Origin of the sequence: Neotamlana sargassicola (assembly GCF_020523965.1) — a bacterium.
Classification (GTDB): domain Bacteria; phylum Bacteroidota; class Bacteroidia; order Flavobacteriales; family Flavobacteriaceae; genus Neotamlana; species Neotamlana sargassicola.
Genome location: NZ_JAJAPX010000001.1, coordinates 621,788 through 644,516, shown reverse-complemented (window position 1 = coordinate 644,516; position 22,729 = coordinate 621,788). Strand labels below are relative to the sequence as shown.

General features: G+C 35.0%; 16 protein-coding genes. 9 read left to right on the top strand and 7 right to left on the bottom strand.

Going from position 1 to position 22,729, the window contains the following annotated elements:
• The first annotated feature begins 3 nt into the window (after nt 1-3).
• The 3 genes from LG651_RS02770 to LG651_RS02760 all read left to right on the top strand — a co-directional run bounded on the left by LG651_RS02770 (nt 4) and on the right by LG651_RS02760 (nt 9,566).
• Nucleotides 4-6,468 carry a GEVED domain-containing protein gene (locus LG651_RS02770; protein WP_226694629.1) on the top strand — a complete coding sequence of 2,155 codons (6,465 nt, stop codon included), beginning with the start codon at nt 4-6 and terminating at the stop codon, nt 6,466-6,468.
• A 25-nt stretch (nt 6,469-6,493) separates the two neighbouring features.
• A complete protein-coding gene (locus LG651_RS02765) occupies nt 6,494-9,175 on the top strand; it encodes a PQQ-dependent sugar dehydrogenase (RefSeq protein WP_226694628.1) in 2,682 nt (893 codons plus the stop codon).
• 82 nt (nt 9,176-9,257) lie between these two features.
• Nucleotides 9,258-9,566, top strand: coding sequence for an antibiotic biosynthesis monooxygenase family protein (locus LG651_RS02760; RefSeq protein ID WP_226694627.1), 309 nt, complete (start codon nt 9,258-9,260; stop codon nt 9,564-9,566).
• 3 nt (nt 9,567-9,569) lie between these two features.
• On the opposite strand, the gene LG651_RS02755 is transcribed toward LG651_RS02760, so the two are convergent.
• Together LG651_RS02755 and LG651_RS02750 are read right to left on the bottom strand one after the other, a co-directional pair.
• Complete coding sequence (locus LG651_RS02755) at nt 9,570-10,121, bottom strand: YciI family protein (RefSeq protein ID WP_226694626.1); 552 nt, start codon at nt 10,119-10,121, stop codon at nt 9,570-9,572.
• Between the two features lie 2 nt (nt 10,122-10,123).
• Nucleotides 10,124-10,591: a CYTH domain-containing protein gene (locus LG651_RS02750; RefSeq protein ID WP_226694625.1), complete on the bottom strand. Its 468-nt coding sequence runs from the start codon at nt 10,589-10,591 to the stop codon at nt 10,124-10,126.
• Between the two features lie 123 nt (nt 10,592-10,714).
• On the opposite strand from LG651_RS02750, the gene dinB reads away from it, so the two are divergent.
• The 3 genes from dinB to LG651_RS02735 all read left to right on the top strand — a co-directional run bounded on the left by dinB (nt 10,715) and on the right by LG651_RS02735 (nt 15,764).
• The gene (dinB, locus tag LG651_RS02745; protein ID WP_226695003.1) at nt 10,715-11,812 is read left to right on the top strand and encodes a DNA polymerase IV; all 1,098 of its coding nucleotides are present in this window, start codon (nt 10,715-10,717) and stop codon (nt 11,810-11,812) included.
• A 108-nt stretch (nt 11,813-11,920) separates the two neighbouring features.
• A complete protein-coding gene (locus tag LG651_RS02740) occupies nt 11,921-14,371 on the top strand; it encodes a TonB-dependent receptor (protein ID WP_226694624.1) in 2,451 nt (816 codons plus the stop codon).
• 16 nt (nt 14,372-14,387) lie between these two features.
• The gene (locus LG651_RS02735; RefSeq protein ID WP_226694623.1) at nt 14,388-15,764 is read left to right on the top strand and encodes a hypothetical protein; all 1,377 of its coding nucleotides are present in this window, start codon (nt 14,388-14,390) and stop codon (nt 15,762-15,764) included.
• Between the two features lie 83 nt (nt 15,765-15,847).
• Here LG651_RS02735 and pyk read toward each other — a convergent pair whose 3' ends face one another.
• From pyk to LG651_RS02710, 5 genes are all read right to left on the bottom strand, one after another.
• A complete protein-coding gene (gene pyk, locus LG651_RS02730) occupies nt 15,848-17,284 on the bottom strand; it encodes a pyruvate kinase (RefSeq protein WP_226694622.1) in 1,437 nt (478 codons plus the stop codon).
• Entirely contained in the window at nt 17,284-17,769 is a 486-nt protein-coding gene (locus LG651_RS02725) for an IPExxxVDY family protein (protein WP_226694621.1), read from the bottom strand. Before LG651_RS02725 ends, pyk begins: the two co-directional genes overlap by 1 nt.
• A gap of 105 nt (nt 17,770-17,874) precedes the next feature.
• The gene (rnc, locus tag LG651_RS02720; protein ID WP_226694620.1) at nt 17,875-18,621 is read right to left on the bottom strand and encodes a ribonuclease III; all 747 of its coding nucleotides are present in this window, start codon (nt 18,619-18,621) and stop codon (nt 17,875-17,877) included.
• Between the two features lie 7 nt (nt 18,622-18,628).
• A complete protein-coding gene (gene fabF, locus LG651_RS02715; RefSeq protein WP_226694619.1) occupies nt 18,629-19,879 on the bottom strand; it encodes a beta-ketoacyl-ACP synthase II in 1,251 nt (416 codons plus the stop codon).
• Between the two features lie 13 nt (nt 19,880-19,892).
• On the bottom strand, nt 19,893-20,126 hold the full coding sequence (locus tag LG651_RS02710; RefSeq protein WP_007647141.1) for an acyl carrier protein: 234 nt from the start codon (nt 20,124-20,126) through the stop codon (nt 19,893-19,895).
• A gap of 185 nt (nt 20,127-20,311) precedes the next feature.
• On the opposite strand from LG651_RS02710, the gene purN reads away from it, so the two are divergent.
• The 3 genes from purN (at nt 20,312) to LG651_RS02695 (ending at nt 22,656) form a co-directional block, all read left to right on the top strand.
• Nucleotides 20,312-20,878 carry a phosphoribosylglycinamide formyltransferase gene (purN, locus tag LG651_RS02705; RefSeq protein ID WP_226694618.1) on the top strand — a complete coding sequence of 189 codons (567 nt, stop codon included), beginning with the start codon at nt 20,312-20,314 and terminating at the stop codon, nt 20,876-20,878.
• 40 nt (nt 20,879-20,918) lie between these two features.
• Nucleotides 20,919-21,560 (top strand): ribonuclease H1 domain-containing protein, encoded by a 642-nt coding sequence (locus LG651_RS02700; RefSeq protein WP_226694617.1) that lies wholly within the window; start codon nt 20,919-20,921, stop codon nt 21,558-21,560.
• 169 nt (nt 21,561-21,729) lie between these two features.
• On the top strand, nt 21,730-22,656 hold the full coding sequence (locus tag LG651_RS02695) for a PfkB family carbohydrate kinase (RefSeq protein ID WP_226694616.1): 927 nt from the start codon (nt 21,730-21,732) through the stop codon (nt 22,654-22,656).
• Nucleotides 22,657-22,729 lie beyond the last annotated feature (73 nt).

The window sequence follows — 22,729 nt, the reverse complement described above, 5'->3', positions numbered from 1 at the left end:
AGCTTGCTATTAGTTTGTATAAGTGCTGTTTATGCTTATGGGCAGTGTAGTTATAATATTAATGCTTTAGGAAGTAACGATTTAGTAAATTGGGATGGACATCACATTTCTAACGTAACCATAACCGGCGATGGTATAAGCCAAATAAATAATACAAATTCTAACACCAGATATACTGATTACACAGCTCAATCTGTAAATGTTACTGCGGGTAGTACTTATAATTTCTCAATTATAAACGATAAAGGAGGAAATCAATGGGGTGATGTAAAAGTTAGAATTTGGATAGACTATAATAACGATGGTAATTATACTCAAGTGTTTGATTCAGGTGCTTATGTGGAAAATTATGGGGACTTAACCCATACCATTTCTGGGAGTTTTGATGTAGACCCTACGGCAGTGTCGGGTACATCTAAATTAAGAATACAAGGTTCATATTGTTCAAGCTGTAATGGAAATGGAGCAGTGATTTCAGCCGATGGTTGCGATTTCACAAACACCTACAGAGGCGATGTAGAAGATTATACCTTAAATATCTCTGCTCTATCAGTTCCAGACCCAGTGGCTAACGACGATAATTTAACTGTTTTAGCCGATAGTACAGCAGGTACTGACAACCAAGTAGATGTATCAACAAACGATAATATTGGAACCTCTCATGGTACCGATGGCGATGATTATGCTATTAATACAACGCCTACAAATGGTACGGTTTCAGAAATAACAGATGGTGTTTTCGAATATGTTCCAAATCCAGGTTACGAAGGTGCAGATAGTTTTACCTATAACCTTTGTGATTCAAATAACGATTGTGCAACCGCAACGGTAAATGTAACCGTGCAAGGAATTACTTATTGTACGCCAGACAGTAACTCTGATACAAATAATAACAATCTTTACATTTCGAATGTGTTTTTAGATGGTAATGGTGCAGCCGATATTAATAATACTTCAGGTGACGATGGCGGATATGCCGATTACAGAGCTACACCAGCCGCTATTTTAAGTGTAGATACTGCTTATCCAATAACCATTACAGCTAGTTCTACAGACGGTTGGCCTACTAGTCAAGCACAATGGAGTGTGTATGCCGATTTAAATGGTGATGGCGATTTTACCGATGCTGGCGAAACACTATATAGAGCTACAGGTCAAGGTGCTTCTCCTTTTAGTAGTAATATTACCATACCAAATGGATCTAATGTTGGAAACATGGTAATTCGAGTTGCTGTTTATTTGCAGAACGATACGTACGATTCTTGTGGAAATACTAATACTGGTTATCAACCTTCATCAGAATATGAAGATTACCTAATTAATGTTTTAGGCGCAGATACACCGTTTGCAAGCGACGACGAATTAAGCGTTTTAGTTGATAGTACTTCTGGAACAGCTAATCAAATAGATGTTAGTACAAACGATAACTTAGGTACAGACGGTGGCGATGGCGATAATTTTGCTTTAACATCGGGCGGAACTACTACTAATGGTGGAACTGTTACAGAAATCACAGATGGTGTTTTTGAATATATTCCTGCTGCTGGCTATCTTGGTGCCGATAGTTTTACATATCAAATTTGTGATGCTGGTACTCCAGAAGATTGTGCTACTGCCACAGTAAATATTTCAGTAAATAGAGACTATTGTGCACCTACATCAACAACTAATGGCACACATTATATCGATACTTTTGCCATAACTGGCGAAAACGCTACAAATATTAATAATAACTCTGGAGACAATGGAGGTTACGCCGATTTTACAGCAACACTTCCAGCTTTAGAAGTTTATAAAAACAACACCTATACCGGATCAATTACCGTTGCTGGTGGTAATATGGGGTGGGCTATTTTTATAGATTATAATCAGGATGGTGATTTCGAAGACACAGGCGAGCTGGTAGCAGATACGGGTGGTGAAGGTACTGGAAATTTAAATTTTACAGTACTTAGTTCGGCCATTACAGGTAATACAGTAATGCGTGTTGGATCTAGACGTTATTGGTATTCAAACAATCCTTGTGGTAATACCGATGGACATTATGAAGAATTTGAAGATTATTTAGTAAATATTGCAATAGACCCATCGAGTCCTGCCGAAATGGATATTTCTGGAAATGGTGCCGAGGTTTTAGATAACGCAACCACAACAAGTGCAACGAACTTAACAAATTTTGGGACACACGATATTTTTGAGCCAATTCCGTTAGAACGTACTTTTACAATTACAAATAACGGTAATACAGATTTAATTCTAGATGGTACACCAGTAGTAGTTGTTACTGGTAGTGCAGATTTTACAATAAGTGCTCAACCAGCAGTTGCCACTTTGGCTAGTGGCCAGTCAACAACATTTACCGTGGCTTTCAATCCTTCGGTTGCAGATCCCAACACCCCAGTATCGGCAACTATTTCAATTGATAACAATGATTCAGACGAAGATCCATATAATTTCGTTGTAGAAGGTTATGGCGATCAAACGTTTGGAGATACCGATGGAGACGGCATTCCTGATAATGTTGATATAGATGATGATAACGATGGTTTAACAGACGAATACGAACAAAATTCATGTCTTTTAAATGCTTCAGCGTTAACAACCAGAACGACCTATTTAAATGAAGATTTTGATGCTGGGACCGATCGTAAAACAACCGATGGAGTAACCTATTGTTACGAAGATGGTTTTGGCTCTTGTAACAGTTCTCCAAACTTAAATGATGGTGAATATGTAGTATATTACAAAGCTGCAAATGGTGATGGTACAAATAATACCCCAAATGGCGAAGTTGCAAGTTGGGCAGATGTGTATTGGTATCCAGGTCTAGACCATACTCCTGGAGATACTCACGGAAGAATGGCTATGTTTAATGCCGAAGAAGATCCAGGTGTATTTTACCAAACTACTATTTCGGGTGTTAGTGCTGGAGTAGATATTACTTATGGATTTTCTGCAATAAACCTGGATAGAGCGGACGCTCCTGGTATTGGTTCTCGAGAAAGACCTTCTGTATTAATCGAAATTTTAGACCCATCGGGTGCTGTTATTGCTTCAGAATCTTCTGGAGATATTCAACCAACTACAGATTATGTTAATGGAGATTGGGTAGAAGTAAGTGCAACTTTTAGCACCACTTATACTAGCTTTACTGTTCGTTTATCTAATGAAGCGCCCGGAGGATTAGGTAACGACTTAGCAATCGATGATATTTTTGTTTATCAAACGCTTTGTGATTTAGATGGCGATGGTGTTGAAGATTCTATAGATTTAGATAATGATGACGATGGTATTCCAAACGTTGTCGAGCTATTCTTAACCGACGATGATAAAGACGGCACAGTAAATAACGACTCTGGCGCTTATGCATGGGTTGATGCTAATAACAATGGACTTATAGATATTTACGATCACCAAGATATAAACGGGTTAAATCCTGGAGATTCTGGTTTTTCTGGGTCGTTAGGAACGCCTATCGATTTATCAGACCCTGTTTATGATACCGATGGTGATGGTGTTGTAAATTATTTAGATTTAGATTCAGATAACGATGGTATTTTCGACACAGTTGAGTACGACAACAGAGGCGATGTTGATGTTGACGGCGATGGTAATGGTGATGGTTCAGACAAACAAGTTTTAGATGTAAACGGAGACCCAATTGATAATGACATCTATGATGGCGATGGAATTTTAAACCTTGCCGATAATAACGATGATGATGCCGACGATTCCGATCATGGAACCGCAAATGCCTACCCAACACCGCTTGACGACGATGGCGATGGTTTACCAAATTATTTAGATGTAGATAGTGCCGATAGTCCCAACAATTTTTCTAATGGAAGTGATATCGATACTACAGAAATTTATGCACACCTTGATGCTGATAACGATGGCATAATTGATGGCACTACAGACACCGATGGCGATGGTATTTTAGATGCTTTCGATACCGATAATACGGTTTTTGGTTCACCACGAGATTTAAACGATAGCTTTACCCTATTTTTCGATGGTAGAAACGATTATGTCGAAGACGATAATATTATTAATGCTTGGCCAAGTGCAACTTTAATGGCGTGGATAAAAATAGAACCAGGTTCAATCGGCCAGCGTATTATCGCAGGGCAAGACAGTTTTATTTTACGATTAGAAAATGGAAATGCATTTACAGCGTTTGTTAATGGCGTAACAACCACTACAACTAACCTTACAGAAGGTGTATGGGTGCATGTAGCTGCTAGTTACGATGGTGTAAACGGCACCTTAAACCAGTATGTTAATGGAGAATTAATTAATAACCCTAGCGTTTCAGGAAGCTTACCTGCCGATACCTCTAATTTTACAATTGGTAGAATGCCCAATACAGACTCAAATTATTTTCAGGGCGAAATTGATGAGGTTAGAGTTTTTAATGCGGCTTTATCTACAGACGAAATTCAAAAAATGGTGTATCAAGAATTAGATGATACAAATAGTTTTGACAGTGGTTTGATAATTCCTTACAATATCGCAACAACGCTTAATACATGGCTTATAAAGTATTATAAAATGGATACTTTTAAAGCCGATATTACCGATAATAAAACCACTGCAACTATCGATGTTGGCACAGGCGCTAGATTATACAATATTAAAAACATTTACTACCAAACGGCACCGCTACCTTACGAAACAGTGGCCGATGGCGATTGGAGTAGCGTAGCAACCTGGTTGCATGGCGATGTTTGGGATATTACCGACGAAGCAAATAACATGGATTGGTCTATTGTTCATGTAAAACATAATGTAACAACTTCTGCAAGACATGGAACTTTAGGTTTAATTGTAGATTCTGGAGTAACGCTTGAAATAAATAATGATGTAGAGTTACAAAATACTTGGTATTTAAATTTAGAAGGAACATTGGATTTGCAGGGCGAATCGCAATTAGTACAAACACAAAATAGTAATTTAATAGGAACAGGAATTTTAGAAAGAGACCAGCAAGGTACAGTAAATTTATATACGTATAATTATTGGTCGTCTCCTGTGCATACAACCAATCCAAATTCCGATATCGATGGCGACGAAAGTTACACGATTTCTAGCGTGCTTTTAGACGGAACAGATGCTGCCAACCCTCAAAACTTTAATTTTGTTGCTGGTTATAATGGTAATGAAGCTTCAAGCCCAAAAGAAATATCCGAATATTGGATGTGGAAATTTGCTAATCAAACTTCAAATAATTACTATGCATGGAAGCAAATAAAAAGTACTGGCGAATTAAAAGTAGGCGAAGGGTATTCAATGAAAGGTTACGGAACTGGTGCTGCAACAGCCGAAAATAATTATGTTTTTAAGGGTACACCAAACAACGGTGATATTACTTTGAGTACCGATGCCGGAAACGATTATTTAGTAGGAAATCCGTATCCGTCGGCAATAGATGGTTATGCATTTATATTAGATAATACGCATACCGACGGAACTTTGTATTTCTGGGAACACTTTGGTGGTGGAACACATGTTTTAAGAGAATATCAAGGCGGTTATGGGCAATTAAACTTATCTGGAGGTGTTCCTGCGGTGTCGCATACCGATGTTGCGCAATCTGGTGCTTCTACAAAAACCCCAGAACAATATGTTCCTGTTGGGCAAGGTTTTTTTATAAAAGCGTTGTCTAATGGAAATACAACTTTTAATAACGATCAACGTGTTTTTGTTACCGAATCTAGTCTTAATTCAACCTTTTTAAAATCTAACTCTAATAAGAATGCAAATACTTTCATTGAAGATTCCCGTACTAAAATTAGATTAAACATTAGTTCTGAAACAGGTTATACACGACAGTTGTTAGTAACCGTGGACGAAAATGCAACCATACAAAAAGATTGGGGTTACGATGGTGCTTTAATTGAAAATAATAATTTTGATGCGTATTGGATGATTGAAGATGAAAAACATATTATTCAAGGTATCGATACTATAAATTCAAATACTACAAAACTTCCTTTGGGTGTAAAATCGAAGACAAGTACTACATTTAATGTAACAATAGAATCTTTAGAGTTTGCTCCAGAAAATATGGTAGTTTATATAAAAGATAACACAACAAATACTTATTTCAATTTAATTGAAGCTAATTTTTCTGCAAGCATAGAGCAGGAGGAATTAAACAACCGATTTGAAATTGTTTTTAATAATGAAACGGTGTTATCTACCGAAGATGCTGAATTGACAGAATCTAATATTAATTTGTATTTTAATAGTCAAAATAATATTTTAACAATTAATAATTTTAATAATCAGGAAATCAAATCTTTAAAATTATATAACACGTTAGGGCAGGTTGTGTTTAATAAATCTATTAATTCCTACGATTCGAGTATTGAAATTCCGTTAAAATCTGCAACGGGGCTTTATATAGCTTCAGTTGCTACGACTAATTCAGAAATAACTAAAAAGATTATAATTTCTAACTAAACCTAATTAAACACAATCAATTTCTATGCTAAAAAACTACTTAATGGCTTGTTTTTTAGGTTTTGGACTGCTTTCTGCGCAAACACCTATGACGCCTTTATCTAGTGCTGTAACTTCTGGATCAGACTGGGAAACGAACAAAATTACTATAGATAACGCTTTAGATTATCCTTGGGAAATTACTTATGGTCCAGACGATAAACTCTGGGTAACCGAAAGAGTTGGAGAGAAAATAGTACGTGTAGACATTGCTACAGCAACAAATACACCAACAACGTTAATCGACTTATCATCAAAAGTCGCTTATGCCAAACAAGGTGGTTTAATGGGAATGGCTATTCATCCAGATTTATATGCCGATATTAATACAACAACAAACAATTATGTATTTGTATCTTATACGTATAACGATGGCGGCCAATTAAAATTAAGAATTGCGAGATTACTTTACAATAATACTAACGGCACTTTAACAGAAGATACTTCTTTAGACGCTAACGGAACAATTTTAGAAGGTTTACCAGGTAGCGAAGACCATAATTCCGGACGTTTAATTATTGGTCCAGATTTAAAAATTTATTACACTATTGGTGATCAAGGTGCTAATCAATTCGATTATGCCTGTAACCCTGTTTTATCGCAGGTTTTACCAACTTCTTCAACCGATTATGATAATTATCCGGGTAAAACACTTCGTATTAACTTAGATGGAAGCATTCCTTCCGATAATCCAACTTTAAACAGTGTAAAAAGTCATGTTTATACTTATGGGCACCGCAATGCACAAGGTATTATTTTTGCTACAGACGGCACACTTTATGCGTCGGAACACGGTGCAAAGGTAGATGATGAAATAAATATAATTAAGTCTGGTAAAAATTATGGATGGCCAGAAATAGCGGGTTATTACGATAATTTAGCTTATACTTATTGCAATTGGTCTTCTTTAGGAGGATCTTGTAATTCGGGTTCCTTTAGCGATCATAACTGTCCTTCTGGAGCTGAAACTGCTACAGAGTACGAATCGTATCCAACTGCTGGAGATGTGCCAAGTAATTTTGAGCCGCCTATTGGTACTTATGGTAGCACAACTTCTGTAGATCCTCCTGGAGGATGGTTTACATGGCCAACGGTAGCGCCTTCTGGAATCGATATTCATGAAGCTGGTAGTATTCCATGTTGGGGTACTTCGTTGTTAATACCAACTTTAAAAAAAGGCACTATTTATCGTGCTCAACTAAATGCCACTGGCGATGATATTGTAAATGATGCTTACGAAGAGTTTCATTCCTCAAACGACAGATATCGAGATATAGCTATTTCACCAGATGGTTTAACTATTTTTGCAGTAACTGATAACGCTGGTGGAACCTCTGGCCCTTCGTCCGATAGTGGTGTAAGCATTGCTAATCCAGGCGTAATTATAAAAATAGAATATGTTGGGCCGCAAGTAACAGAGCCTTTAGAAGCACCAACCCTAGAAGATGTGGTAAGCTATTGCCCAATTACGTTAACGGCGCCTGTAGTAACAAATAATGCTAGCGAGTGTGAAGATATTACAGGTACCACTACCGATCCAACAACCTATAATTCTGGATCGCACGTTGTGAATTGGTCGTTTAATGATAATGGTACAATTGTAAATGCAAGCCAAAATGTTATTATTAACCCATTAGAATCGCCTTCGAATGTGGTTGCAAGTCCTGGCTCAACAACCGCCGAAATTAGTTGGGATGCTTTAGAAAACGTGTCTTTTAACTTGCAATATAGAGCACAAGGCAGTTCAACATGGTTAACAGAAACGGTAGCTACAAACACCATAACTTTAACTGGGTTAACACTTTCTACAACTTACGAGTACCAAATACAAAGCGATTGTGGTGGTTCGCAATCGGCTTTTTCAACAGTTGATACTTTTACAACAACAGCGGTTACTTATTGTACGCCGATTGTCGATTTTTATCCAGACGATTTTTACATTAGTAATGTAACCATTACTACCGATGCTAGCGGTGATACGCTTTTAAATAATTCATCTAACGAAACAAATGATGTTAATGGCTATTCTAATCATACGGGAGTAGCTGCTTCCGATTACAAATCGACCGAAACCTTTAGTATTTCTATAACGTTACATAATTCGCACCCATGGAATAAAACTACGGGGCATTCTGTTTGGATTGATTATAACCAAGATGGAGATTTCGAGGATACAGATGAAAGAGTATGGGGCACAACTAATGGCGACGATTTATTTGCTCATGGAGCCGTTGCCCAAGGTAGTTTTACTATTCCAATTACAGCAGCTGCCGGTAATACCCGTTTAAGAATTGCATCAAGAACGTATTGGACAGGAACAGACCCTTGCCATTTAGATTTTGATAGTAATAACGGTGGCGAGTTCGAAGATTATACCATAAACATTACATCTTCTACTTTGTCGGCTAACAATCTTGTCTTGGCTAATTTAGAAATGTACCCTAACCCTGTAAAGGATGTTTTGTACATTAAGCTCCCAAATAATATAAATTACGAAGCCATTAGTTTACATCTTGTTGATATGCAAGGACGTGTAATTAAAACAACAACGGCTAAAGGTCAATTAATAACGATATCTAATTTCGATACCTTAAATAGTGGAATTTACTTTGTTAGGTTTAAAAATAATGCTGAGTTTATAGGTTCTAAAAAACTTATAAAACAATAATTAATTATTTAAAGAATAGCTTTAAAAACAGCCTTATTTTAAGGCTGTTTTTTTTATTTTTATATGGTTTTATTATGAAGCTATGAAAAATTTTGAACCTTATTATGCCGTAATTTTCACTTCAACCCGAACCAACGGAGATAATGAGTATGCAACTATGGCCAAAACAATGGAAGATTTAGCAATGCAACAACCGGGTTTTTTGGGTGTTGAAAGCGCCAGAAATGATATTGGAATAACGGTAAGTTACTGGAAAACCCTTGATGATATTTCTGCTTGGAAACAACAAACTAATCATATTTTAGCTCAAAAATTAGGGAAAACAAATTGGTACGAGTGGTATAAGGTAAGAATTTGTAAAGTAGAGCGCGAATATGAATTTTTTAAATAGTTATTACCTTAAAGGAAAACCTTTAGCGGCCCACCAAGGGTGAATTTCTATTTCTAAACGGCCTGCTTTTACCATAGGATCGGATTTTGCCAAACTATCGGCCATTTTTAAGGTTGGTACGTTGTAAATTGTAATACCACGAATAGTACCATCGTCGCCAAAAGGTCCAGAAATATCAGCATAACCTAAATCGTACATTTTTTTTAAATGCGCTAAGTGTTCTTTTTGTAAATCGGCGGCTTCTTCTTCATTTTGCCCGCGAATAGGACCTTTTTTTAAAAACGCAATAAAATATTGCTGCATAATTACGGTGTCTTTAGTTTCTTCATCTACATAATCGAAAATTTTAAAACCTTTATTAGTAAGATCGGTTTTTAGTTCTGCAACCGATATTTTTACGGGTTTTTCAATAACTTCACTTGCTGTTTTTTCAATAGAATCTGTATTTGTAGAGGTATTTTCGTTTAAAGTTATAGTTGAAGATTCGTTTTTAGCATCATTTTTACAAGACATAAAAAATAGAAGCACTACTAAAATTGCTATTACTTGTTTCATAATTACCAGTTTTTAAAAGGATTTTTACTGATTTGTGAGTTATAATATTTAGGATCTCCGGTGACTTCATTTGCCAACCAAAGTGGTTTTTCAAAAGATTCATCTTCCGAAGTCAATTCTACTTCAGCAATTGTTAAACCTTCATTTTCACCAAAAAACTCGTCTATTTCAAAAGTATGGGTTTTAACCTTTACTTCATAACGAATTTTATCTATAATTCCTGGTTCACACAGATTTAGCAATGCTTCAGCCTCATGTTTGCTAATTTCTTTTTCCCATTCAAAGCGAGACAATCCGTTTGCCGATGAGGTGCCTTTTATTGTTAAAAACCCGGTGTCACCTTTTAATCTTACACGAACGGCGCGATTTTTATTAGAATTTAAATAGCCTTGAACAATACGTGTTTGTTTGTGTGCTTCATGTTTAAAAGCATCCGATTTTACTAAAAATTTGCGTTCTATTTCTATCATAAAAAAAACGAAGAAAGTTGGTGCTTATTCCATATTATCATCAGATCAAAAATATAATAAAAAGGGCATAATTTTAATTTAATTTAAGATTCTTGCCTGCATAGGAATTTATAAATTTACATGATGTCTGTTAAATTCCCAATAAGAAAAATTATTCACGTCGATATGGATGCGTTTTATGCGTCGGTCGAGCAAATGGATAATGAAGAATTAAAAGGAAAACCCATTGCAGTTGGCGGAAGTAGTAAGCGCGGTGTTATTAGTGCTGCAAGTTACGAGGCCAGAAAATTTGGTGTAAAAAGCGCCATGTCTGGGACGTTAGCTGTAAAATTATGTCCGGAATTAATTTTTGTAAAACCAAATTACGAGCGTTATTCTGAAATTTCGAATAAAATTAGACGAATTTTTTTCGATTATACCAATTTGGTTGAACCACTTTCGTTAGATGAAGCTTATTTAGATGTAACTCAAAATAAAAAAGGAAACCCAAGTGCCTCATTAATCGCAAAAGAAATTCGCGAGCGTATTTTTAATGAAGTTGGACTAACGGCTTCTGCAGGTATTTCAATAAATAAATTTATTGCTAAAGTTGCTAGCGATTATAATAAGCCTAACGGACAAAAAACAGTAAATCCGGAGGAAGTTATTGAATTTCTAGAAGTGTTAGATATTAGGAAATTTTATGGCATTGGTAAGGTTACAGCCGAAAAAATGTACCAAAAAGGCATATTCACAGGATTCGATTTAAAGCAAAAGTCCCTTGAATTTTTAGAAACACATTTTGGAAAGTCTGGAGCTTATTATTTTAATGTGGTTCGTGGTATTCATAATAGTGAAGTAAAACCAAATAGAACAAGAAAAAGTTTAGCTGCAGAGCGTACGTTTAGCGAAAATTTATCGAGTGAGGTCTTCATGCTTGAAAAATTAGAACATATTGCTACCGAGGTGGCACAAAGGTTAGCTAAAACTAAGATTTCTGGAAAAACCATTACCTTAAAAATTAAGTATAGCGATTTTACACTACAAACTAGAAGTAAAACTCTACTTTATTTTATTAGTGATAAAAGCGTTATTCGCGAAACAGCAAAAGAATTACTTTACCAAGAAAAACTTAATAACTCTGTACGATTGTTAGGTATTTCCTTATCCAATTTAAATACCGAAAAAAAAGAAAAACCCGAACAAAAAAGTGTAAGTGCCCAACTTAAATTTGGTTTTTAAAAAGTGCGTGTATAGCTTATAAATTTTAACATTTTTAAACTTCGTTATTTTCTTATATTTATTTGGATTTAGTCTAAATAAAAGTATTTTTGTCAAAAATTTCAAACGTTGGCAAAACATTTACTCTTTTTATTCGCTTTTCTTTCAACCATTTATTTAGCAGCTCAAACGGGAACTATTAGCGGTTATATTATGTTCGACAATAACAAACCTGCACTTGGAGCTTCAATAATTATAGAAAATGCAAATACTAAAAAAGAAACCTCGGCAAATGTAAATGGGCAGTTTCTAGTTAATAATTTACCATTTGGCAATTATACTATTTTGGTAAGCTCGTTAAATGCAAAGAGCCAGACGGTAAAAATAAATCTTAACTCGGCAAATAAATCGCTAAATATAATTCTTGAATTAACCGATTATCAAGGTTTGAGTGAGGTGGTTGTAAAAACAAAAACAGCCAAGAAAAAAATAGAAGAAGGCGGTTTTGCAGTAGCCATAATAGATACTAAAGAAGCATCGTTAAGAAACCTTACAACCAATGAATTATTAGACAGATCTGTTGGTGTGCGTATTAGGCAAAATGGAGGTATAGGCTCAGATGTAGAATATAATCTTAATGGTATGTCTGGAAGTGCTATTGGAATATTTCTTGATGGTTTAGAAATTTCAACATACGGCCAATCCTTTAATCTTAACAATATACCCACTTCAATGATTGAACGTATAGAGGTTTATAAAGGCGTATTACCTTCGCACCTTACGGGCGATTATGCCGGTGGAGCCATAAATGTTGTTTTGAAAAAAGATGTGTCTCAAAATAACATCAATTTAGCAACCTCTTATGGTTCTTTCAACACTTCACAATCTGATGTTGGAGTAACCTTTCGCGAAAAGAAAACAGGACTTGCTTTTAGAGGGGCTGCTTTTTACACTTATACAGATAATAGTTATGAAACTTGGGGAAGATCTACAACCTATGTTAATTATTTAGGTCAAATTACAAGACCTTATCGCGCTAAACGATTTAATAATACTTATAAATCGCTAGGAGGACGTTTTGAAGTTGGATTTACCGATACCAAATGGGCAGATCAATTTTTTGTAGGCTACAACGGTTCTAGCAACTATAAAGAAATACCGCATGGAACAACAATGTCTGTACCATATGTGGGAAGATTTAACGAAACCGAAGCCCGCGTTATATTACTTAATTATAGCAAAAGAAATTTTCTAACAGAAAACTTGGCATTAAAAGTAAATGCCGCTAGAAGTTATCGCAGTACGTTTTTACAGGATACTGTTGGAATAGCTTATAACTGGGATGGCACCCAAAGGGAAGTTATTGAATATGGCGAAAGAGTGCCTCTTAAAACGCTTCTTGGCGGACAACAAGGTGAAAAAGTTATTTCGAACACCGATAGAAAAATTACCAATATACGAACAAACTTGGGGTATTTGGTAGCCGATAGACATCGTTTATCTTTAAACCATAAGTATGAAGCAACAGATAGAGAAGACGAAGATTTATTAAATGAAATAAATCAAGATTATGCCACAGTAAGTACAATATCTCAAAATATAATTTCTATTAATTATGAAGCGGAAACTTTTAATAGAAAGCTAAAAACCAATTTATTAGGTAAATATACATACAATCACACAAGTCAAACAGAGTATGATATTACAACAACCGATGGTGTAAATTCTATAGTAAGAAAAGATACAATTGCAACTAACTCTAATTTTGGTTATGGTGGAACGTTGTCTTACAATGCGGTTTCCGATTTATACGTTATCGCATCTACCGAAAACTCGTATGTATCGCCTAGTGAGCGCCAACTGTATGGATCTCCAGAAACTAATATTCTTCCAAACACACAATTAAGCCCAGAAAAAAACATTAATTACAATTTAGGTTTTCGTTTGGGAACTTTAGAATTTAATAAGCATAAAGTATCGGTTTATTCAAATGCTTTTTGGCGTAATGGATATGATAAAATTACACAACAAGCTGTTGATGAGTCTGAGATTGAAGAAGAAGCAGAAGCAGATATTCAAGTAACTCGCTATGTAAATCTTGGTAAAACACAAGCGCGAGGTTTCGAAGCCGAAATTATCTACATCTATAATAACAGATTAAATACGTCTTTAAATTTTTCAAAATTTAATAATGTATTTAAGCAAGAAGTCGACGAAAACAACAATGCACATTCTCTATATGGTCAACAAGTTCCTAATGAACCCTTTTTTACTATTAACGGAAATGTTCAATACAGATTCAATAATATTTTTCAAAAAAAATCCATTTTAAACACCTATTACACAATTGGTTTTGTGGGAGAATATTATACAGTTTGGGGGCAACCAGAATGGTCTAAAACACCGAGGCAAGTTTCACACGATGTTGGCATAAGTTATCGTTTTCCGTCACAAAAATTAATAGCAAGTATAGATGTAAAAAACCTGTTTAACGCAGAAATCTATGATAATTACGCCATACAAAAACCAGGAAGAGCTATCTATTTCAAATTAAATTACATAATCAGTAAATTTTTATAATCAAAATCAATTAATCATGAAAAAAAATCTATTTAAAATAGGATTATTAAGTATAGCTATAGCTTTTAGTAGTTGTAGTAATGAAGATGATCAACCAGGAGGAACAACTGATCCAGATCCAGTTGATGAAACCCGATATATTACGTTAACAGCATCATTCCCAGACGATGAAGGAACTGGAGGTAATGGTGGTACTCGCGCATACGGTATTACTGTAGAAAATGCAGAGGATCCAAGTTATATTGTAGATCTTTTAAAATATGAAAATGGATCCTTTGTAGAAGGTATTGGTTTAAAATCTAGCCGTACTGCTCGTGTACAAGGTTCTGCCGATGGTAAATACTTATACAACATACAATACACAGGTACAGAAGGTGGTGTATTTAACAAATACGAAGTTGGTGAAGGTGGAGACTTTGAAGAAGTAGGTTACGAATTAAATACTGCAGCTATTTTAGGAACAGCGCCACGTTGGATGAAAGCAGCTGAAGGAACTGGTATTGGTGTTTATGCGAGCTCATACGATGTAGAGTATGAAGGAGAAGATGGAAATTACACATTTTTAAGTGCAGATAGTGAAATAAAAATTGCAGTTCTAGATTTAGATAATACAGCAATTACTAATACCGCGATATTCGATTTTCCTTGGACAGACGAAGAAAGAGCCGCTGGTTACAATGTAGGGCGTGTAGATGTACCTATTTTAAACGCTGCCCAAACTAAATTATTTATTGGATGTAGAACAAGAAGGTATGACGTTGATGCAACTCCTACTTTAGATGAAGATGGTATACCAGAATGGCCTTATGGTGAAATTGAAGGTACTAAAACTTTAGTTTTAGATTACCCTTCATTAAAAAATCCTACAGTTATTACGTCTACAAATTCAACAGCAGTTAATAACTCGTATCGTACTATGACACAATATGTTGGTACAGATGGACATGTTTACCAAGCAACAGCTACATCTGGAGCAGATATTTTACGTATTAGTAGTGCAACTAATGACTATGATCAAAGTTATCATTTCGATTTAAACGAAGCTATTGGTGTTACAGATGCATCTATAAAAGCTTGGAGATATGTTAAAGATGGAATTGGTATTGTGCTTTATACATTAGCCGATACAGCTGGTGGATACCTTGCTTTAATCGATTTAAACACCCCATCGAACTCTGTTAAATTAACTACAGATGTTGAAACAGACGAGGATTTAGAGGCTACCTTAGGTCAGTACCAATATATCGGTCTTGTTGGAGATATAGCATATGTGCCATTAACGCCATCTGGTAAAGAAGGTAATATTTATGTTATAAACACATTAACAAAAGAAATTAGTAAAGGTGCTACGTTAAAAACTATTTCTGGTAGTTATTATTTAGCAGCCTATTAAAAAGCACTTTTTAAGTCATAAAAAAAGCTGTTCTTGTTTTTAACATGAGCAGCTTTTTTTTATAAATATATAAACTAAAACGGTTAGTCTTTCGAAATTTCTCGTACTCTTAAAGTGTTTACCATACCTTTTTCTTGAATAGGCATCGATGCTAAACTAATTACCATATCACCCTTTTTAACATAACCTTGTTCTTTAGCAATACGGTTAATATCTCCTACTGTTTCATCTGTACTCACAAACCTATCGTAATAAAAAGCTTTAACACCCCAAAGTAAACTTAAACGAGTTAAAATACGTTTGTTTGATGTAAATACTAAAATATGGCACGATGGTCTCCAAGCCGAAATTTGAAAGGCTGTGTAACCACTATTGGTTAACGTTGAAATAGCCGTTGCATCAATTTCGTTAGCCATAATAGCAGCGTGATAACAAATAGATTTTGTAATAAAACGATTGGTACGAATATGTGGTGGTAATTGTGGTACTTTAATTAATTCAGAATCTTCTACATTCTTTAAAATACTTGCCATTTTTTGAATAACCTGCACCGGATATTTACCTACTGAAGTCTCACCAGAAAGCATTACCGCATCGGCACCATCCATAACCGAGTTAGCCACATCGTTTACTTCTGCTCGGGTTGGTGTTAAACTAGTAATCATGGTTTCCATCATTTGGGTAGCAATAATTACAGGTATTCTGGCTTTTTTAGCGCGAAGCACTAATTCTTTTTGAATTAGTGGCACTTCTTCTGCAGGAACTTCTACCCCTAAATCGCCACGAGCTACCATTAAACCATCACAATGTGCAACAATCTTATCAATGTTTTCAACAGCTTCTGGTTTTTCAATTTTAGCTACAATAGGAATTTTATAATCGCTATGTTTTTCAATTAACTCACTTAGTTGTTTTAAATCCTCTGCATGACGAACAAATGATAAAGCAATCCAATCTACATTTTGTGAAATTGCAAAAATAGCATCATCAATATCTTTTTTTGTTAAAGCAGGTTGCGAAATGTTGGTGTTTGGTAAGTTTACACCTTTTTTCGATTTTAAAGGACCACCTTGAATTACCTTAGCTGTAACTTCACTTTTATCGTCTGTAGAAACGACTTCAAAAATTAGTTTACCATCATCTAAAAGAATGCGTTCACCTGGTTTTGCATCTTGTGGAAAGCTTTTATAAGTCATGTAAACACGCTCTTTTGTGCCTTCAAAACGCTCACCAGTTGCAAAAACTATTTCATCTCCTGGATTTACTACAACTTCTTCTTTCATTACACCAACACGGAGCTTAGGTCCTTGTAAATCTGCTAAAATGGCAGCTGTAAAACCGTATTCCTCGTTAAGCTCACGTATCATTTTAATACGTTCTGTAACATCGTTATAATCGGCGTGAGAGAAATTTATTCTAAATACATTTACTCCAGCTTCTAACATACCTTTTAACACATCTTTGGTACTTGTTGCTGGGCCTAATGTGGCTACTATTTTTGTTTTTTTATTAATTGACATTAGCTAAAAATTAAATGTTCTTTGGTTTTTATTTGGCTAGCACTTACGCTATAAGCTGTTGCTATTTGCGATATTTTTAAAATATTGTTTAGTAATAATTTTTGTTTGTTGCTACTAAATTCAAAATCTATCTTTAAAAAATAGTTAACGCTTTTATGTTCTGGTAATAAAAAAGTTGTTTTTACTACCTTTTGTGTATAATCGAATAATGAATTAATATCGGCATCTTGGTCGGTTTCTGTTTTACAAATATTAGAAACTAAATGCCAAGATACTTGTTGTTTTTCATCATCCCAATTATAAATTGGATAAGTAATGGTGCCCTTATTAAATTTTAAATCGGATTTTTTCCGCGTAAGCGATAGCCCTAAATGTTTATTTAAAAGATACGCCAAACGATAATCTTCTATATTACAATGTATAGCTATTAGGGTGTATTCTGCCTCGGCAAAATCGTCATCTAAAATAAGTTTGTGAATCGCCATAACTTATTATAAAACATGGTAAATATAAGGTTTATAATGATGCGTTTTGTTAAGAAACCATCAATCTTAACTACAAATTATACTATAACGTTATAGTTTTATTCTTTAAACCGAATTTGGTTTTGAAATCTTATTTTGAAGTGCAAAAAAGGCGCGTTTCGATGCTTTTTCTTCGGCTTTTTTCTTCGATGTTGCTCGGGCTTTCGAAATAACTTTATCGTTTATTGATAGTTTTACCGAAAAATGCCTAAGTTGGTCATTTCCTGTATCGTCGTAAACGTTATAATTAAAGGTTTTCTTTTCTTTTTGGCACCATTCAATTAACAAGCTTTTGTAGCTTATAACTTTACCTTCAAGAGTTTCTATGTCTACATAAGGAATAATAACACGCGTGTAAATAAATTTTTCGCAGTATTTATAGCCTCTATCTAAAAAAATGGCACCTATTAAAGCTTCGAATAAATTACCATGAATATTATCGCCAAATTGCCCTTGCGGAATTTTACTTTCTACCAGGTTAATAAGTTTAAGTTCTTTTCCTAACTCGTTTAAATGTTCACGGCTTACAATTTTAGATCGCATTTTGGTAAGATAACCCTCGTCGCCACTTGGCACTTCAAGATATAAATGTGATGCAATAACCGAGCTCAACATAGCATCGCCTAAAAATTCTAAACGCTCGTAATTTATGGCATTGCCTTTACTGTCCTTTAAATTCATTGAACGGTGTGTAAAAGCTACTTTATAAAATTTTACTTCTTTTGGTTTAAAGCCTAAAATTTTATGTATTTCCATAAAAAAATTCCCGTTACGTTTAAAACGGGAATTTAATATGTTACGAATGTTTTTCATTCGGGATTTAATCTATTTTCTTGAATAATACACAGGCGTTATGTCCACCAAATCCAAAGGTATTACTCATAGCAACTTTAACGTCTCTTTTTTCAGCTTTGTTAAGTGTTAAGTTGAGTTTAGAATCGATATTTTCGTCTACAACTTCATGGTTTATTGTTGGAGGTATAATACCATGTTCAATGGCTAAAATTGAAGCAATAGATTCAATAGCTCCTGCAGCACCAAGTAAATGGCCTGTCATAGATTTTGTAGAGTTAATATTTATATGCTTTGCATGGTCTCCAAACACTTCAGTTATCGCTTTAAGTTCGGCCACATCTCCTAAAGGTGTAGATGTACCGTGTGTATTAATGTGATCGACTTCTTCGGGTTTCATACCTGCGTTTTCTAAACAATTGCGCATTACCGCCATAACACCAATACCATCTGGATGTGGTGCCGTCATGTGATGTGCGTCTGATGACATACCTCCACCTACAACTTCTGCGTAAATTTTGGCACCTCTAGCTTTAGCATGCTCATATTCTTCAAGAATAATTGCGCCAGCACCTTCACCTAAAACAAACCCGTCTCGAGTTCCATCAAAAGGTCTTGAGGCTGTTTCTGGGCTATCGTTTCTTGTAGATAGTGCATGCATAGCATTAAAACCGCCCATTCCCGCAATGGTAACAGCAGCTTCACTACCTCCAGTAACAATTACATCACAATGCCCTAAACGTATATAGTTTAAAGCATCAATCATGGCGTTTGCCGATGATGCACATGCCGATACTGTGGTATAGTTTGGACCCATAAATCCATTTTTAATGGATATGTTTCCTGGGGCTATATCGGCTATCATTTTTGGGATAAAAAATGGGTTAAAACGTGGTGTTCCATCGCCACTGGCAAAATTTAACACTTCGTTTTGAAAGGTTTCTAAACCACCTATTCCTGCACCCCAAATAACACCAACTCGCAATTTGTTAACTTCGTCAAGGTTTAGCTTAGCATCTGCGATGGCTTCATCTGAAGCAACCATGGCGTATTGCGTAAACCTATCCATTTTACGAGCTTCTTTTCTATCAAGAAAATCTGTTGCGTTAAAGTTTTTTAATTCGCAAGCGAATTTTGTTTTAAACTTTTCGGTATCAAAATAGGTTATAGGCGCAGCACCACTTTTACCACTAATAAGGCCTTCCCAATATTCGTCTTTGGTATTGCCAATAGGTGTTAAAGCCCCTAATCCTGTGACTACAACTCGCTTTAATTCCATAAAGTAAATTTACTTATTTTGCTGCTTCTATGTAAGAGATAGCCTGACCAACTGTTGCAATGTTCTCAGCTTGATCGTCTGGGATTTGAATATCGAATTCTTTTTCAAACTCCATTATTAATTCTACAGTGTCTAAAGAGTCTGCTCCTAAATCGTTAGTGAAGCTAGCTTCAGTTACTACTTCGTTTTCATCAACTCCTAATTTGTCTACGATAATCGCTTTTACTCTTGATGCAATGTCTGACATAATTTTTTAATTTAAGGTTTTAATTAGTTGGCAAAAATAAAAAACTTTATTTTAAAACACATCTTTAATTTAAAAATGTGAATCTAAATTTAATAAAATCATTTTAAGTAATTCAATTTTACCTACTAATTGTTAATAATTATTCTTTTTTTTGTTGAAGTAATTTTAACATTTATAGTCTGTTTATGAAACGTGTGGTAATTTTTGCGTCCGGAAGTGGTACTAATGCTGAAAATTTAATTAAGTTTTTTCAAAACAGCGATAATGCTTCTGTTATTCAGGTACTTACTAACAATCCTCATGCCAAAGTTTTAGAGCGTGCAAAAAAGCTTAAGGTGAGCGCACTATCGTTTAATAGAATGTCTTTTACCCAAACCAACGATGTGCTTAACATTTTAAAAGCCAATAAACCAGACCTTATTATACTGGCAGGTTTTTTATGGAAATTTCCCGAATTTATTTTAAATGAGTTTGAAAATAAGGTAATAAATGTGCATCCTGCTCTGTTACCAAAATTTGGAGGAAAAGGTATGTATGGTATGAATGTACATAAAGCTGTGGTTGAAAATAAAGAAACCGAAACAGGCATTACTATACACTATGTAAACGAAAATTACGATGAAGGCGCCACTATTTTTCAAGCCAAATGCGATGTTTTACCTGAAGATACGGCAGAAGAGGTTGCAGTAAAAATTCATAAGTTAGAAATGGAGCATTTCCCCAAAGTAGTAGAGAAACTCTTGAATAAATAAGAACTTGAATTTGTGAAATTCGCTTTCGCGGAAACTAAAAATGAGTAAAAAAAAGAAGAAATATTATACCGTTTGGAAAGGCCATAAAACTGGTGTTTTTGAATCTTGGAACGATTGTAAAGCGCAAATAACTAATTTTGAAGGTGCACAATACAAATCGTTCCCAACATTTGATGCTGCGAAAAAAGCTTTAAACGGTAATTATTTTGATTTTGTTGGAAAAAATAAAAATTTTAAAAGTGCGCTCTCTGAAGTTGAATTAAAAAAAATTGGTCAACCTAACTATAATTCCATTGCTGTAGACGCTGCTTCAAGCGGAAACCCCGGAAAAATGGAATATCGTGGTGTTGATACTAAAACTAAAAAGCAGCTTTTTATACAAGGTCCTTTTCAACAAGGCACCAACAACATAGGTGAATTTTTAGCTATTGTTCATGGGCTAGCACTTCTTAAAAAAAATAATAGCAATAAAATACTTTACACCGATTCGCGAACCGCGATAAGTTGGGTAAAAAAGAAAAACTGTAATACAAAATTAGAACGTAATAATAAAAACAAACCGCTTTTCGAGTTAGTAGACAGAGCCGTTACTTGGTTAAAAAACAACACTTACAATACAACCATTGTAAAATGGGAAACCAAAGCCTGGGGCGAAATTCCTGCCGATTTTGGTAGAAAATAAAAAAGGGGAAAATCCTCTTAAAAGTTTCATCTCCTTATTTTAAATTTGAATAATAGCATTATTATGACACATTAAATTTAAAGAGGTCACTTTTATTTTTCAGCAAAAACAATAGTGCCTAATTTTATTTTTAAAGCATTATATTTGCACAAAATTATCAAACCTATTCATGGGCAAATTAGTAATAGTAGGTACGATAGCTTTTGATGCTATTGAAACACCTTTCGGTAAAACCGATAAAATTCTTGGTGGAGCAGCAACTTTTATTGGCCTTGCAGCTTCAACATTTGGCGTTGATGCTACAGCCGTTTCTATTGTTGGAGACGATTTTCCAGAAGATTATTTAAAATTACTTTCAGATAAAAACATAGATTTATCTGGAGTAGAAATTGTAAAAGGAGGGAAAACCTTTTTCTGGAGCGGACGTTACCACAACGACATGAACTCTCGCGACACTTTAGTTACAGAACTTAACACTTTAGCGGACTTTAATCCTGTGGTTCCAGAAAACTATAAAGATGCCGAAGTAGTTATGCTTGGAAATTTACATCCTTTAGTGCAAGCAAGTGTTTTAGACCAAATGACGACAAAACCTAAACTTGTTATTTTAGACACCATGAATTTCTGGATGGATTCTGCTCTAGAGGATTTACACAATACTATTAAACGTGTAGATGTTATAACCATAAACGATGAAGAAGCACGACAGTTAACCGGTGAATACTCGTTAGTAGTTGCAGCAAGAAAAATTCATGAAATGGGACCTAAATACGTTGTAATTAAAAAAGGCGAACATGGCGCATTATTATTTCACAATAATGAAGTGTTTTATGCACCAGCTTTACCTTTAGAGGAAGTTTTCGATCCAACAGGCGCAGGCGATACCTTTGCTGGTGGATTTGCTGGGTATATTGCTAAAACTGGAGATACCTCTTTCGAGAATATGAAAAAGGCTGTTATTTTTGGATCAACATTGGCTTCTTTTTGTGTCGAAAAATTTGGCACCGAGCGTATGCTTAATTTATCCAGTGCAGAAATACATAAGCGTCTCCTGCAATTTAAGGAACTAACGCAATTTGAAATAGAATTAACATAAATAAACGCGCTCTAAAAAGAGTGCGTTTTTTAATTAACACAAAACGCAAACGACAATTGTTTTTTCATTAAAA